We start from the raw sequence: 15023 nt of genomic DNA on the forward strand, positions 1-15023 counted from the left end.
GCCAGGAGATTACAGCTGACCGCGCTCCTTGCGCTTCACGGCCGAGATCACCCGGTTCGTCTCGCGCGTGTCCTGCTTCTCGCGCAGGGCCTGGCGCTTGTCGTACTCCTTCTTGCCCTTCGCCAGCGCGATCTCGACCTTCGCCCGGCCGTCCTTGAAGTACAGCGAGAGCGGCACGATCGTGTTGCCCGTCTCGCCGGTCTTCGAGTCCAGCTTGTCGATCTCCTCGCGGTGCAGGAGGAGCTTGCGCTTGCGGCGGGCGCTGTGGTTGGTCCAGGTGCCCTGGCTGTACTCCGGCACGTGCACGTTGTAGAGCCAGGCCTCGCCGCTCTCCACCGACACGAAGCCGTCCACCAGCGAGGCACGGCCCTGGCGCAGGGACTTGACCTCGGTGCCCGTGAGTACGAGGCCGCACTCGTAGGTGTCGATGATCGTGTAGTCGTGCCGCGCCTTCTTGTTCTGGGCGATCAGCTTGCGCCCTGTTTCCTTAGCCATAGTGCGGTCATTTTCGCACTACCGACCCACCCCGAGGCCACCCAATACCGTGCGGGCCCGTTCCTCGACCCCGTCGCCCGCCGCCAGGTCCGGGGTGATGCCGCTGCCGTCGAGGCTGCGGCCCGCCGGGGTGCGGTACGTACCCACCGTCAGCTCCGCCACCGAGCCGTCCGGGAGCGGCGTCGGCATCTGCACCGAGCCCTTGCCGAAGGTCCTCGTGCCCACCGCCACCGCGCGGCCGCGGTCCTGGAGGGCGCCCGTCACCAGTTCCGCCGCGCTCATCGTGCCGCCGTCGACCAGCGCCACCAGGGGGCGCTCGGTGTCCCCGCCCGAACGGGCGTACAGGGCGCGCTGGGCCCCCCGGACGTCGTAGGTGGCCACCAGGCCGCCGTCCAGGAACGCCGAGGCGGCCGTCACGGCCTCGGTGACCAGGCCGCCCGGGTTGCCCCGCAGGTCGAGCATGAAGCCGGCGCCGGGCGGTGCCGCACGGACGGCGGCCCGGACCTGTTCGCCCGATCCGCGGCTGAAGGAGGCGACCTTGATGACGGTGATCCCGCCCGGGAGCTGCCGTACGGTCACGGGCTCGGTGTGCAGCTGCTCGCGGCGCAGGGTCTCGGTGAGGTCGACGCCGTCCCGGGTGAGGTGCAGGACGACAGGGGTTCCGGCGCCTCCGCGGAGCAGGGCGACCACGTCGCAGACGCGCAGGCCGCTGACGGCGTGGCCGTCGACGCTCAGCAGCCGGTCTCCGGCGCGCAGGCCGGACCGGGCGGCGGGGCTGCCGGGCTGGACCTTCTCCACGTCGATGCGGTCGTCCCGGCGGTTCTCGATCCAGAGCCCGACGCCGGTCCAGCGGCCGTCGAGGTCGTCGGTGAAGGAGGCGTACTCGCCCTGGTCGTAGACCATGCCCCAGCGGTCGCCGCTGCGGCTGACCACCTCCTGGGCGGCCTTCTTGCCGGACTTGCCCTCGGCGGCGGCCTCGGCCGCGGCGCGGGCGACGGCCTCGCGATCGGCGGTTCCGGTGTCCCGGGGAGCCTCGGGCACGGCCGCGGGGTTCTGCGTACCGGCGGCCGTTAAGGCGCCGCCCGGTGCGCCGACGGCGTCCGCGCGGTCCCAGCAGCCGGTGCCCGCCGCGGCGCCCACGGCGGCGACGAAGGCCAACGTCAAAGCGGCCCCGCGACGCAGGTCGCGGGGCCGGAGACAGAAGGCGGGGATACTCGGCAAGCCCAGCATGGCGCCGAGTCTAGGACAAGCCCCGTGGGGGAACGGCGGGTTGGGCCGACCTCACACGGGGCGCTTGTCACACCTTCAGGTACTTGCGCAATGCGATGAAGGCGGCCAGCGAGGGCATCAGCACCCCGATGACCAGCACCAACGGCAGCTTCGTCAACACGGAGTCCCAGCCGATGAAGTTGATCAGCTCCATCTTCGTCCGCAGCGAGGCGCCGTGGTCGATGACGAAGTACTGGCCGGCGCCGAGCATGACGCAGGCCAGCACGGCGCCGACGAGGCCTGCGAAGGCGGCCTCCATGATGAACGGCACCTGGATGTAGAAGCTGGAGGCTCCCACGAGCCGCATGATCCCCGTCTCCCGCCGCCGGCTGAAGGCGGAGACGCGCACGGTGTTGACGATCAGCAGCAGGGCCACGATCAGCATGATCAGCATGATGCCGAGGGCGGCCACATTGAGATAGCCGAGCATCGTGAAGAGGTTGTCGAGCTCGGTGTGCTGGTCGGCGACCGACTGGACGCCGTCGCGGCCCGCGAAGGCGGTCGTGATGACCTTGTACTTCTCGGGCTGCTTGAGCTTCACCCGGAAGGAGTCGGGCATCTGGTCCGGGGTGATCACCGAGGCGAGCGCGGTGTGCCCGAAGCGCTCCTTGTAGTGCTTGTAGGCCTCGTCGGAGGACTCGTAGTGGACCGTCTCGACGAGGTCCATCTTCTTCAGGTCGGTCTCGATCTGCTGCTTCTGCTCGGGAGTGACCGCGCCCTTGGCGCAAGCCTTGCTCCCGCTCTCGCTGTTGTCCTCCGCGTCGCTCTTGTTGCAGAGGTAGATCGAGACGTTGACCTTGTCGTACCAGTAACCCTTCATCTTGCTCACCTGGTCGCGCATGAGCAGGGAGCCGCCGAACAGGGCCAGCGACAGGGCCACGGAGATGATGACCGCGAAGGTCATGGTGAGATTGCGGCGGAGACCGACGCCGATCTCCGACATGACGAACTGGGCGCGCATGACGTCTCAAGGGCCTTTCAGTGCTGGTAGCCGTAGACGCCGCGCGACTGGTCGCGCACGAGTCGGCCCTGTTCGAGTTCGATGACGCGCTTGCGCATCTGGTCCACGATCTGCTGGTCGTGCGTGGCCATGATCACGGTGGTGCCGGTCCGGTTGATCCGGTCCAGCAGCTTCATGATGCCGACCGAGGTCTGCGGGTCGAGGTTGCCGGTGGGCTCGTCCGCGATGAGGAGGGCCGGCCGGTTGACGAAGGCGCGGGCGATGGCCACGCGCTGCTGCTCACCGCCGGAGAGCTCGCCGGGCATGCGGTCCTCCTTGCCGCCGAGGCCCACGAGCTCCAGGACCTGCGGGACGGCCTTGCGGATCTCGCCCCGCGGCTTGCCGATGACCTCTTGGGCGAAGGCGACGTTCTCGGCCACCGTCTTGTTGGGGAGCAGGCGGAAGTCCTGGAACACGGTCCCCAACTGGCGCCGCATCTGCGGGACCTTCCAGTTGGAGAGCTTGGCGAGGTCCTTGCCGAGGACGTGGACCTGGCCGTGGCTCGCCCGTTCCTCGCGCAGCACCAGCCGCAGGAAGGTGGACTTGCCGGAGCCGGAGGAGCCGACCAGGAAGACGAACTCGCCCTTCGCGATCTCCAGGGAGACATCTCTGAGTGCGGGGCGGTTCTGCTTCGGGTAGGACTTGGAGACGTTGTCGAATCGGATCACGGGTGCACCACGGTCGCCGGGAGTAGGTGTGCGGAGTCGGTGTGCGTGACCATACGCGAACGGGCGGGGGGTGGGGGCCCGGCGTCCGGAGTTGCCCGATATATCCCCTGGTCCGGGAGGGGATCGTCCCGGGATGGTCCGTGATTGCCCGGACGGGCCGCGCCGAATGTCGCCGGAGCTGGCACAGTGGTAGGGGAACGCAGCCGTTCCTTCAGGCGTTGTTCATTGTGTTCGTTGTTCCAGGGGACGAGAGGAGGAGAGCGCATGACGTATGACCGGCTCGTGTGCGCGAACTGCGCCGCGCCCGTCAGCCAGGGCCGCTGCCCGGTGTGCCGGGCGAACCGGGAGCGCCTCCAGCAGCAGGAGGGCCCCTTCGGCGGCCTGAACCCCCTGGCGCTCATCGTGCTCCTGGTGGTCCTTGTCGCGGCTCTGGCCCTGGTGGCACAGCAGACGGCGTAGCTCCGCCGCGTCCCGATCATCGATCGCAAGACAAAGGAAGGGCCCGGACACCTGAGGTGTCCGGGCCCTTCCGCGTCGATGCGTGCGCTTACGCGGTCTGCTCCTGCTGCTTGCGCCAGCGGATGCCGGCCTCCAGGAAGCCGTCGATCTCGCCGTCGAGCACCGCCTGCGGGTTGCCGACCTCGAACTCCGTCCGCAGGTCCTTGACCATCTGGTACGGGTGCAGGACGTAGGACCGCATCTGGTTGCCCCAGGAGCTGCCGCCGTCCTTCAGGGCGTCCATCCGGGCCTGCTCCTCCTGGCGGCGCCGCTCCAGCAGTTTGGCCTGGAGGACGTTCATGGCGCTGGCCTTGTTCTGGATCTGCGAGCGCTCGTTCTGGCAGGAGACGACGATGCCGGTCGGCAGGTGCGTGATGCGCACCGCCGAGTCGGTCGTGTTGACGCCCTGGCCGCCGGGGCCGGAGGCGCGGTACACGTCGACGCGCAGCTCGGTCTCGTCGATCTCGACGTGGTCGCTGGTCTCGACGACCGGCAGCACCTCGACGCCCGCGAAGGACGTCTGGCGACGGCCCTGGTTGTCGAAGGGCGAGATGCGCACGAGGCGGTGCGTGCCCTGCTCGACCGAGAGGGTGCCGTAGGCGTACGGGGCCTTGACGACGAAGGTGGTCGACTTGATGCCGGCCTCTTCCGCGTACGAGGTCTCGTAGATCTCGGTGGGGTAGCCGTGACGCTCGGCCCAGCGCAGGTACATGCGCTGCAGGCGCTCGGCGAAGTCCGAGGCGTCCACGCCGCCGGCCTCCGCGCGGATGTTGACCAGCGCCTCGCGCTCGGCGTACTCGCCGGAGAGCAGGGTGCGGACCTCCATCTCGTCCAGGGCCTTGCGTACGGAGACCAGCTCGGTCTCCGCCTCCGCGAGGGTCTCCGCGTCGTCCATCTCCTGGGCGAGGTCGAACAGCACCGCGAGGTCGTCGATCCGGCCGCGCAGGGTCTCGGTCTTGCGGACCTCGGCCTGGAGGTGCGAAAGCTTGCTCGTGATCTTCTGAGCGGCCTCCGGGTCGTCCCAGAGGGACGGCGCGGCGGCCTGCTCCTCAAGCACGGCGATTTCTGCCCTCAGCTTGTCGAGGTCCAGGACGGCCTCGATCGACCCCATGGTCGAGGAGAGGGACTTCAGCTCTTCGGAAACATCGACGACTGCCACGGGTCCAGCGTAGCCGGTCCGCGGGCGGCACTGTCCGGGCAGGCCGGATCACCCGTTCTGATGAGCGGGCGAACGGGCGTACGCTCACGGTATGACTCTGCTCCTCGTCAAGCGCCGCCATGTGGACCACATGCGTGTCACGACGACGAGCTGTCTGCCGCCGGACCATCCCCAAGCCTGATCCACCCCGATCCGACTTGGTCCTGTACGCGGCCCAAGCGGCTCCGGCGCCATCCCTGCCGGCGGCCCTCCCCATCCGCTGCCCCGACACCTCTGGGGAACAGGACCCCGTGACATCCGAAACGGAGCCGTCATGCCGTCCGCGCACAACGATCTTTCTGCCGATCCCGCAGCTCCCGCCCTCCCCGTCATCGACCTGTCCCAGGCCGACGACCCGGCCCAGCGGGGCGACTTCCTGAAGAAGCTGCACGCCGTGGCCCGGGACACGGGCTTCCTGTACCTCACGGGGCACGGGATCACCGAGGCGGAGACCGCCCGCATCCTTGAGCTGACCAGGGCTTTCTTCGCCCTGCCGGAGGCCGACCGGCTCGCGGTGAGCAATCTGAACTCGCCGCACTTCCGCGGGTACACCCGCATCGGCCACGAGCTGACCGGCGGCGCCTCCGACTGGCGCGACCAGCTGGACGTGGGCGCCGAGCGGCCGGCTCCCGCGCTGGGGCCGGACGACCCGGCGTACCTGTGGCTTGAGGGCCCGAACCAGTGGCCGGAGGCCCTGCCGGAGCTGCGGCCGGTGGTACTGGAGTGGCAGGCCCGGCTGGCGGCGGTGGCCCACCGGCTGCTGCAGGAGCTGCTGACCTCGATCGGAGCCCCGTCCGACTTCTTCGACGAGGCGTTCGCGGACCGCCCCCACCTGCACACGAAGCTGATCCGCTACCCGGGATCGGCACCGTCCGGGGCCGACCAGGGGGTCGGGGCGCACAAGGACTACGGCTTCCTGACGCTGCTGCTGCAGGACGGGGTGGGCGGGCTCCAGGTGCGGCAGGGGGACGGGTTCCTGGACATCCCGCCGCTGCCGGGGGCGTTCGTGGTCAACCTGGGCGAGCTGCTGGAGATCGCGACGGAGGGGTACCTGGTGGCCACGGACCACCGGGTCGTCAGCCCGCCGGGGGCGGTGGAGCGGTACTCGGTGCCGTTCTTCTACAACCCGCGGCTGGACGCGGTGATCGAGACGGTGCCGGGCGAGTACCTGCGCTCCGCGCCGGGGGTCGCGCACGACGCGTCGAACCCGCTGCACGCGGAGTACGGCCGCAACGAGCTCAAGGGCTGGACCCGGGCCCACCCGGCGGTGGCCCGCCGCTGGCACCCGGAACTGGTCGAGGCGTAACCCCGGCCGGGGGTTGCGGGGCCCGGCCGGGGTCACGCGCAGCGGACCCCGGGCCGGCCGGCGGCCGGGTACGGCTACGGTTTCGGCTTCGACGGGGTCGAGTGCTTCGTGTCCTGGGGCGGCGGCTCGTCGCCGGAGGCGGCCAGCCAGGTACCCACGCCGAGCGCGGCGGCCAGTACCACCGCCCCCGCCGTCAAGGCGAGCCGCCGCTTGCGGGCCGTCTCCGCCCGGTGGCGGGCCGACCCCGGCCGGTGGCCGCCCGCGGGGCGCGGCACCCGGGCCGTGCCCAGTGCGCCCCCGGCCAGCTCGTCCGGTCCCGGAACCCGCATCGAGGTGTGCGTGTCCCGGTTCGAGTCCGTCGCGGAACCCGGCACCAGCGGGACCACGCCCCGCCGCCGGACCGGATCGGCCTCCGAGACGGACTCCGCCGGCTCCGGATCCGGGTCCGGCTCGTACGGCTCGTCCACGTCCAGCGGCGGCATCCCGGCCAGGAGCGGGAGCAGGTCCCGCAGCCGGGCCGAGAGCTCCGAAGCCCGCAGCCGCGAGGCCGGCGCCTTCGCCAGGCACTGCACGATCAGCTGCCACAGCTCGTCCGGGATCCCGGGGAGCGGGACCACCGTCTCCGTGACGTGCCGCCGCAGCACCGCGCCCGGGTGCCCGCCGCCGAACGGCGTGAAACCCGCCAGCAGCTCGTACAACACGGTGGCCAGGGCGTACATGTCCACCGCCGCCCGCGGCGGCAGGCCCTCCACGATCTCCGGAGCCAGGTAGTCCGGCGTGCCGATGATCCGGGTCGTCGGGGCCGAGGCCCGCGCGCCCGGTGCCCCGGACGCCCGCCGCGGCGAGTCGATCAGCTTGGCCACGCCGAAGTCGGTCAGCAGCGCCGGATGCGAGCCGCCGGGCCCGAGCGGCCCCTGCATGTCCAGCAGGACGTTCTCCGGCTTCACGTCCCGGTGCACGACCCCCGCCGCATGCGCGGCCGCCAGCGCGTCCGCGACGTCCGCGACGATCGCCACGGCCGCCTCGGGGGCGAGGCGCCGCTCCCGGTCGAGGCGCGTGCGCAGGTCCGTACCGCGTACGAGGTCCATGACCAGGGCCAGGTCGTTGCCGTCCACGACGAGGTCGCGGACGGAGACGATGTGCGGGTGGTCCAGGCCGAGCAGCGCACTGCGCTCCTGGACGAAGCGTCCGACCAGCTCCTGGTCGGACGCGAGGTCCTCGCGCAGCAGTTTGACGGCGACGGGCCCGTCAGGCCCCTCGCCCAGCCACACCGTGCCCGCGCTGCCGCGCCCCAGGATCTGGTGCGCGGTGTACCGGCTGCCGATCTTCCGTGCCACGACTGCTCCCTCAGCGGCTGGCGTACGCACCAAAGCTACGCGGCCGGATGGGGGTTGAACGCCCCGGAACACGGCGACCTTCACTTCTGGGGGCGAAATCACGTCCCAGAAGTCGACAAATCCACAACCCCGCCTACGGACCGGTCTGCGGACCGGTCCGCAGAACGGTCCCCGAAGTCGGCGCTACGGGGCCGCGGTTCAGGGCGTGCCGCTGCCCGAGCCGCCGCTGCCCGCAGAGTCGCCGATCGCGGAGACCCAGTTGACGATGTCGGAGCCCCAGGTCCACAGCTGGTCCCACCAGCCCTTGCCGGTACCGACCCACTCCTGGAGCGGGGTGAGCTCCCAGACCAGCCAGCCCGCCACCACGAACAGCAGGATCAGGACCAGGCAGCCCTTGAGGCAGCCCAGGCCCGGGATCTTGACCGGGTTGGCGCTGCGGGGCCGCGGCTCGCGCGGCTCCCGGGGTGCGCGCGGCGGCGGGGCCTGCGGGGGCTGCTGCTGCGGGGGCGCCTGCCGCTGGGGCTGAGGCTGCCGCTGGGGCTGCTGCTGGTACGGAGCCTGCTGCGGCTGCTGGTACTGCTGCGGCGGTGGCTGCTGCTGGTAGTACGGCTGCTGCGGGGGCTGCTGGTACCGCGGCTGCTGCTGGTACTGCTGGGGCGGCGGCGGGGGCTGGCGGTACTGCGGGGGCTGCTGGGGCCGCTGCTGCGGGGGCGGGGGCGCCTGCCGCTGCGGACGCCGGCGCAGCGGGTCCTCGTTCGGGTCGAGGTACTGCATCTGCGTCTGCTCGTTGCGGTCGCGCGCGGCCCTCATCTGCGACTGCCACGGGTGCGGCGCGTCCGGCTGCTGCACCGGGGGCATGACCGAGGTCGGGTCCGCGCCGGGGCCGCCCGGGCCGCCCGTGCTGGGCAGCACCGAGGTGGCGTCGGCCGCGCCGACCGGCGGGAGCACGCTGGTCATGCCGTTCGGGTCGTACGCGCCCATCGGCGACGCGGCGGCGGCGCGGCCGGGCAGCACCTGGGTCGGGTCGGCGGCGCCGCCACCGCCCGGGGTCTCGGGGACCGGCGCCGGCGAGGGGTCGGGGGCGAGCAGCGCGCCGACACCGAGGGCGGCCTCCACCTCGGAGGGGGCGCTGTGCACGCCGATGCCGGAGGCGACCACGCGCAGTCCGCGGGCCAGGTTCTCGGCGCTGGGGCGCTCGTTCGGCTCCTTGCGCAGGCAGCGCTCGATGACGATCCAGAGCGGCTCGGGCACGTTCGGCGGCCGCTGCGGGTCCTCGCTGAGGTGGCGGTGGAGGACTTCGAGGGCCGTGCCGCCGGCGAACGGCGGGCGTCCGGTGACCAGTTCGTACAGCAGGATGCCGGCGCCGTAGACGTCGACGGCGGAGGTCTGCGGGCGGCCCTCGGCGGACTCGGGGGCCACGTAGGCGGGGGTGCCGACGAACTCGTGCGTGCGCGTCAGACCCGGGGAGTCGGCGAGGCGGGCGATGCCGAAGTCGGTGAGCATCGGCTTCATCTGGCCGCCGCGCTCGTCGAGCAGGACGTTGGCGGGCTTCAGGTCGCGGTGGACCACGCCGTCGGCGTGGCTGGCGGCGAGCGCGTCCGCGATCTGGGCGGTCAGCAGGCTCGCGGCGACCGGCGTGAAGGGGCCGTTCTGCCGGATGTACTTGTGCAGGTCCGGGCCGTCGATCAGGTCCATGACCAGGGCGAGCAGATCGCCCTCGACGACGAGGTCGCGGGTGCGCACGATGTTGGGGTGTGTCAGGCGCAGCAGGACCGAGCGCTCGCGCAGGAAGCGCATGACGATGTCCGCGTCCTGGGCCAGCTCCTCCTTGAGGACCTTGATGGCCACGGTCTCGCCGGGCTGCCCGGCGACGGCTGCCTCCGCGCCGGCGGTCTCCCGCTGGCGGGCACGCCAGACGGTGCCCGTGGCGCCGCGCCCGAGCGGCTCCTCGAGCAGGTACTTGCTGCCGACTGGCCGCACGTCTCGCGCTCCCTGCTGTCGTCCTGCTGTGGTTCGTTTTGTGGTTCGTTTTTCCGGCCCACTCTAGGGGGTGTCGCCGGGGAAGACGCGGGGCGCCGGAGGTTGGTTGCCGCACATTTGTACGAAGGGTGAGGTTTGAGGGGTATGCCGGGGGCGATTTTCCCCGGCCACCCTCGACTTTTCGGCCGGGCTCCGCGCCCGGGTGTGTACGCGACACGCGCAGGGTGTGATCATTCAAGATCATTTATTGGCGGGTGCCGGGCGTGTTGTCAGTGACAGGTGCGAGGATGCACCCGTACGGAACGGCCGGGACGGGAGCCCGCGTTCCGGGCAGACCTGACCGGACGACGCGCCGTGCCGGGTGGGGGGTTGATCGGGCAGCCATGCCCCGTCGTACCCCCTGCCGGGCGCACGCACCGCGCACCGCGCAGAAGGGACCGCTGACGGCGATGCAGATCCGGCTGACCGTCCTTGGGTCGCGCAGCGGCCACCAGACCGCGCCCGCCGGCTGTGACGTGCTCGTCACCGCGCCCGTGGGCACCGCGCTCGCCGCCGTGGCCTCCGGGCTGGCGGCGACCGTCGGCGGGCCCGACACCGGCGGCACGGTCGTGCTGTACGCCGGTACGGAGCGGCTCGACCTCCAGCGGCGGGTGCTCGGGGAGCCCCCGCTGGTGGACGGTGCGGTGCTGGGGCTGCACGCGCCGGTACCGGGTGTCCTGCCGGAGGGGGACGCCCTTCCGGACGGGGCGGACGGCGCGCAGCTGCACGTGGTGGCGGGGCCGGACGCGGGCGGGGTGCACCTGCTGCATCCGGGGGCGATCCGGATCGGGCGCTCGGCCGATGCGGATGTCCCGCTGGACGATCCGGACGTCTCGCGGCTGCACTGCGCCGTGACGGTGATGCCGGACGGGCGGGTGGCCGTGGCCGACCTGGGCTCGACGAACGGCACGACGGTGGACGGCGCCGCGGTGGGCGCCCGGCCGGTGGCGCTGGCGCCGGGGGCGCTGCTCCGCATCGGCGAATCGACGCTCCGCCTGGCCACCGAGACCCCGGCCCCCCTCCGGGTGATCCCGGACCTGGAAGGCCACCTGTCCCTCCCGTCCCTCCCGTCCCACCCGGGTGCCGGTCCCGGCGAGGCGGACCCCGGCGAGGCCGGACCCGGCGCGGGGCGGGCCGGCGGTGCCGACGGGCGTCGGGGAGCCGGCTCGGACCGCGAGCCCGGTGCGGCCGCGGGCGTCGCCGGTGCGGGGCGCAGCGGCGGGCTCGGCGGCCCGCAGGGGTCGCTCCCCCACCCCGCCCCTTCCCCGAGCCAGGGCTCCGCGCCCGGGTGGAGCGGCGCGGCCGCACCCGGCGCGGGGGCCGACACCGCGGGCGCCGGGTGGACCGCCCGACCCGGTTCCGGCACGGCCGGGGCCGGATGGCACGGCGCGGCCGCGGCAGGCTCGGCGACCGGCGCCGACGGGGCCGGCTGGAGCGGCGCGGCCGGATCGGCGGCAGGGAGTCGGGGGACCGGGCCGGCCGGGTCCCCCGGGGCCGTTCCGGGCGGCGGCATGCGGATCCGGGAGCCCGGGCCGGGCCGGGCCGAGGGCGGCGGCGACGGGCAGCGGGCACGCAAGCGGGGGCTCGGGGCCTGGGCCCGGAAGTGGGTGCGGGGCGACGAGGACCCCGGATACGGGAGCGCCGCCGCCGAAGCCGTCGTGGCCGCCGCGCCCGACGCCGACGACCCCGCCGCGCTGCTGCTCGCCGCGCTGGGGCCCACCCGGCGGCTCTGGTCCCGCGGCCGGGGGCGGCTCGACGTGGGGCTCGGGGCCGGGAGCCGGGTGGCGTTCCAGGAGATCGGCTCGCTCGGCATCGCCGGGCCCCGCGCAAGGCTGACCGGGGTCGCCCGGTCCGTCGTGGCCCAGCTCGCAGGCCTGCACGGGCCGGGCGAGCTGGAGATCGTGCTCCTCGCCGCCGACCGCGTCCGCGGCCTCGCCGAGCGGCGCGCCGACTGGGGCTGGCTCGGCTGGCTGCCGCACGTACGGCCTGCGCACGGCCAGGACTGCCGGCTGCTCCTCGCCTACGACCGCGACCAGGCCGCCGCCCGCACCGCCGAGCTGACCCGCCGCCTCGACGAGGGCCCCGTCGGCGAGAGCACCGCCGGCGAAGCCCACCACGGCCCGTACACGCTCGTCGTCGTCGACGGCGATCCCGGCGCCGGCGCACTGCGCGACATCACAGGCCGGCTCACCGTCCACGGCCCGGCCGCCGGGATCCACCTCCTCGTGCTCGCCGAGACGCCGGCCGCCACGCCCGCCTCCCCGCTCGCGGAGACGTACGAGGCCGCCTGCGCGAGCAGCCCCGCCTTCCGGGGCTGCGGCGCCGCCGCCCTGCTCAGCGGTGATGTGGCCACCACCGTAAGGGCGTTCACGGTGACCGGCGGCAAGCCGTCCCCGCCCGGGACCACCGCCACCGCCGACGCCGTCTCCGCCGCCTGGGCCGAGCGCTTCGCCCGGGCCCTGGCGCCGCTGCGCGCCGAGCCCTCCCCCGCCGGCCCCCGCCCCGCCCTCGCCGCAGCCCTCCCCAACACCGCCCGCCTCCTCGACGAGTTGGGCCTCGCCCGTGCCACCCCGGCTTCCCTGATGGCCCGTTGGGCCGCCGCCACCGACCAGGGGCAGGGGGTCGGCGGCCGCGTCGAGCTGGTGCTCGGCAGCGGCCGGCGCGGCCCGGTCGGCGCCGAGCTGGTCCAGGACGGCCCGCACCTGCTCATCGAGGGGCCCGCCGGCAGCGGTCGTACGGAGCTGCTGCGCTCGGTGGCGGCCTCCCTCGCCGCGGCCGCCCGGCCCGACCGGCTCGGGCTGGTCCTCCTCGACGGGGCCGGCGGCGAGCGCGGCGACGGGCTCCAGCCCTGCACCGACCTCCCGCACGTCTCCGCACACCTCGTCGCCTCCGACCCCGTCCGCATGCGGGAGTTCGCGCAGGCCCTCGGGTCCGAGCTGAAGCGCCGGGCCGAGCTCCTGGAGGGAGTCCCGTTCGCCGAGTGGCACGCCCGGCGGGAGGTCTCCGAGCGGATGGTCTCGCCCCGTCAGCCCAGCCCCGGCGAACTCCTCGGCGACCTCGACCCGCAGCGCACCGGCACGCTGCGGCTACGCGCCTCCGCCGTGCGCACCGACCCGGCGGGGCCGAGCCCGCTGCCCCGTCTGGTGGTGCTGGTGGACGACTTCGACGCGCTGATCGCGCCGGGGCTCGGCAGTACGGGCCGCCCCGCCGCCGGATCCGTCGTACGGGCGTTGGAGGCGGTGGCCCGCGACGGCGCCCGGCTCGGAGTGCACCTGGTGGCCACCAGCGCCCGCCCCGACCGTACGGCCGACACCGAGCTGGCCCGTACGAACCCGCTGCGGATCGATCTGGACGCCCCCGACCAGCCGGGCCCCGGCCGGGGCCGGCTGCGGTACGCCGACGGGCGGACGGTCCCGTTCCAGGGCGGCCGGGTGACCGGCCGGATCCCTCGGACGGCGACGCAGCGGCCGACCGTGGTGCCGGTGGAGTGGGAGCGGATGGGCGATCCCCCGGCCCGCCGGCCCGTGCGCGAGCTGGGCAACGGCCCCACCGACCTGGCGCTGCTGGCGAGCGCCCTGGACCGGGCCTCGCACCTGGTCTCGGCGATACCCGTGCTGTTCCCGCCCTCCCCCTGAGCCGGCCCGCAAACGCCGCGCGGCGGTCCGACGCGGTATTGCGGGGGTGCGCGGCTCGGCGTAGACCTTGTGGGACGAGTCACACCACGGGCACACCACGGGCATCGGGGGCAGAGCCATGCGAAGGCAGGGAACGAGCCGTACGAAGAGCCGCAGCCGTACGGGCAACCGGAGAAGGAGCCGTGCCGTCGCCTGGACGGCCCTCGCGGCCGCGGGCGCGCTGGCCCTCGGCGGCTGCGGGGACGGCGGGGGGAAGAAGGCCGACCCGCCGCAGGGCGGGGAGTCGTCCGCACAGGCCAGGCCGCCGGTCGAATTACCGAAGCTGACCGGCGAGAAGCTGGAGGTCGCTGCGGTCTGGACGGGTCCGGAACAGGCGAACTTCACGAAGGTCCTGAAGGAGTTCGAGAAGCGCACGGGTGCCACGGTCACCTTCGTCCCGGCCCAGGACCCGATCGTCACCTTCCTCGGTACGAAGATCGCGGGCGGCCAGCCGCCGGACGTGGCGCTGCTCCCGCAGGTCGGGGCCCTGACCGCGGCCGTGCAGAACAAGTGGGTGCAGCCGGTCGGCCCGGAGGCCAAGGCCCAGCTCGACGCGAACTACGCGGACGGCTGGAAGAAGCTGGGCGCGGTCGACGGCACCCAGTACGGCGTGTACTACAAGGCCGCCAACAAGTCTCTGATCTGGTACAACGCGAAGGCCTTCAAGGCGGCGGGGGTCCAGCCCCCGAAGACGTGGAAGGAACTGGTGGAGGCGGCCGACACCCTCTCCGCCTCCGGCACCCCGGCGGTGTCCGTGGCCGGCGCGGACGGCTGGACCCTCACCGACTGGTTCGAGAACGTCTACCTCTCCCAGGCGGGTCCGCAGAAGTACGACCAGCTGGCCAAGCACGAGATCAAGTGGACGGACGACAGCGTCAAGCAGGCCCTGACCACGCTCGGCGAGCTGTTCGGACGCAAGGACTTCCTGGCGGGCGGGGCGAGCGGGGCGCTGTCCACGGAGTTCCCGAAGTCGGTGACGCAGACCTTCACGGGCGGCGACCGCCCGGCGGCCGCGATGGTCTTCGAGGGCGACTTCGTGGCGGTGAACATCGCGCAGACGGAGGCGAAGGTGGGCGAGGGCGCCCTCGTCTTCGACTTCCCGGCGGTCGGTGCCAAGCCGCCCGTCATCTCGGGCGGTGACGTGGCGGTCGCGCTGAAGCCGTCGAAGGGCGCGCAGGCGCTGCTGACCTTCCTGGCGTCCCCGGACGCGGCGGAGATCCAGGCCCGCGAGGGCGGGTTCATCTCCCCGAACAAGGCGGTGGATCCGGCCGCCTATCCGAACGCCATCCAGCGGGACATCGCCAAGGCCCTGATCGCGGCGGGCGACGACTTCCGCTTCGACATGTCGGACCAGGCCCCGGCGGCGTTCGGCGGGACCCCCGGCGCCGGCGAGTGGAAGGCGCTCCAGGACTTCCTGGCGAACCCGTCGGACGTGGCGGGCACCCAGGCCAGACTGGAGGCGGACGCGGCCAAGGCATACGGGAACTGATCCCGTGGCAGCCAAGGCCACCACGCCCGGCAAGGCCGCGCCCACCGGGGCCACCGGGGCCACCGGGTCG

Annotated in this window: 11 protein-coding genes; 4 read left to right on the forward strand and 7 right to left on the reverse strand. The window is 73.3% G+C overall.

Annotated elements, in window-relative coordinates:
* Positions 1–9 precede the first annotated feature (9 nt).
* The 4 genes from smpB to ftsE form a co-directional block, all read right to left on the reverse strand.
* A complete protein-coding gene (smpB, locus tag ACIBAD_RS10945; protein ID WP_030866646.1) occupies positions 10–495 on the reverse strand; it encodes an SsrA-binding protein SmpB in 486 nt (161 codons plus the stop codon).
* An 18-nt stretch (positions 496–513) separates the two neighbouring features.
* Positions 514–1725 (reverse strand): S41 family peptidase, encoded by a 1212-nt coding sequence (locus ACIBAD_RS10950; RefSeq protein ID WP_398905882.1) that lies wholly within the window; start codon positions 1723–1725, stop codon positions 514–516.
* A 67-nt stretch (positions 1726–1792) separates the two neighbouring features.
* Positions 1793–2725 carry a permease-like cell division protein FtsX gene (gene ftsX, locus ACIBAD_RS10955; RefSeq protein ID WP_134075678.1) on the reverse strand — a complete coding sequence of 311 codons (933 nt, stop codon included), beginning with the start codon at positions 2723–2725 and terminating at the stop codon, positions 1793–1795.
* Between the two features lie 17 nt (positions 2726–2742).
* The gene (gene ftsE / locus ACIBAD_RS10960; RefSeq protein WP_048476194.1) at positions 2743–3432 is read right to left on the reverse strand and encodes a cell division ATP-binding protein FtsE; all 690 of its coding nucleotides are present in this window, start codon (positions 3430–3432) and stop codon (positions 2743–2745) included.
* Positions 3433–3696: 264 nt separating this feature from the next.
* Between ftsE and ACIBAD_RS10965 the strand changes: the two genes are divergently transcribed.
* The gene (locus tag ACIBAD_RS10965; protein WP_134075679.1) at positions 3697–3891 is read left to right on the forward strand and encodes a hypothetical protein; all 195 of its coding nucleotides are present in this window, start codon (positions 3697–3699) and stop codon (positions 3889–3891) included.
* Between the two features lie 88 nt (positions 3892–3979).
* Here ACIBAD_RS10965 and prfB read toward each other — a convergent pair whose 3' ends face one another.
* Complete coding sequence (gene prfB / locus ACIBAD_RS10970; protein ID WP_366105548.1) at positions 3980–5089, reverse strand: peptide chain release factor 2; 1110 nt, start codon at positions 5087–5089, stop codon at positions 3980–3982.
* A gap of 313 nt (positions 5090–5402) precedes the next feature.
* Here prfB and ACIBAD_RS10975 point away from each other — a divergent pair, with 313 nt between their 5' ends.
* Positions 5403–6434, forward strand: a complete 1032-nt coding sequence (locus ACIBAD_RS10975) for a 2-oxoglutarate and iron-dependent oxygenase domain-containing protein (RefSeq protein WP_134075681.1) — start codon at positions 5403–5405, stop codon at positions 6432–6434.
* Positions 6435–6508: 74 nt separating this feature from the next.
* Here ACIBAD_RS10975 and ACIBAD_RS10980 read toward each other — a convergent pair whose 3' ends face one another.
* Together ACIBAD_RS10980 and ACIBAD_RS10985 are read right to left on the reverse strand one after the other, a co-directional pair.
* A complete protein-coding gene (locus ACIBAD_RS10980) occupies positions 6509–7771 on the reverse strand; it encodes a serine/threonine-protein kinase (RefSeq protein ID WP_134075682.1) in 1263 nt (420 codons plus the stop codon).
* Positions 7772–7969: 198 nt separating this feature from the next.
* On the reverse strand, positions 7970–9751 hold the full coding sequence (locus ACIBAD_RS10985) for a serine/threonine-protein kinase (RefSeq protein WP_134075683.1): 1782 nt from the start codon (positions 9749–9751) through the stop codon (positions 7970–7972).
* Positions 9752–10134: 383 nt separating this feature from the next.
* Here ACIBAD_RS10985 and ACIBAD_RS10990 point away from each other — a divergent pair, with 383 nt between their 5' ends.
* Together ACIBAD_RS10990 and ACIBAD_RS10995 are read left to right on the forward strand one after the other, a co-directional pair.
* Complete coding sequence (locus ACIBAD_RS10990; protein ID WP_398905888.1) at positions 10135–13425, forward strand: FHA domain-containing protein; 3291 nt, start codon at positions 10135–10137, stop codon at positions 13423–13425.
* A gap of 118 nt (positions 13426–13543) precedes the next feature.
* Positions 13544–14953: an ABC transporter substrate-binding protein gene (locus ACIBAD_RS10995; RefSeq protein WP_398905890.1), complete on the forward strand. Its 1410-nt coding sequence runs from the start codon at positions 13544–13546 to the stop codon at positions 14951–14953.
* Positions 14954–15023: the final 70 nt, after the last annotated feature.

The sequence above is a fragment of the Streptomyces sp. NPDC051109 genome (assembly GCF_044455885.1).
Lineage (GTDB): Bacteria > Actinomycetota > Actinomycetes > Streptomycetales > Streptomycetaceae > Streptomyces.

Bases quoted from the DNA above. Each gene is read 5' to 3' on its own strand.
- smpB (WP_030866646.1), bottom strand. From the start codon at position 495: ATGGCTAAGGAAACAGGGCGCAAGCTGATCGCCCAGAACAAGAAGGCG.
- ACIBAD_RS10950 (WP_398905882.1), bottom strand. From the start codon at position 1,725: ATGCTGGGCTTGCCGAGTATCCCCGCCTTCTGTCTCCGGCCCCGCGAC.
- ftsX (WP_134075678.1), bottom strand. From the start codon at position 2,725: ATGCGCGCCCAGTTCGTCATGTCGGAGATCGGCGTCGGTCTCCGCCGC.
- ACIBAD_RS10965 (WP_134075679.1), top strand. From the start codon at position 3,697: ATGACGTATGACCGGCTCGTGTGCGCGAACTGCGCCGCGCCCGTCAGC.
- ACIBAD_RS10975 (WP_134075681.1), top strand. From the start codon at position 5,403: ATGCCGTCCGCGCACAACGATCTTTCTGCCGATCCCGCAGCTCCCGCC.
- ACIBAD_RS10990 (WP_398905888.1), top strand. From the start codon at position 10,135: ATGCCCCGTCGTACCCCCTGCCGGGCGCACGCACCGCGCACCGCGCAG.
- ACIBAD_RS10995 (WP_398905890.1), top strand. From the start codon at position 13,544: ATGCGAAGGCAGGGAACGAGCCGTACGAAGAGCCGCAGCCGTACGGGC.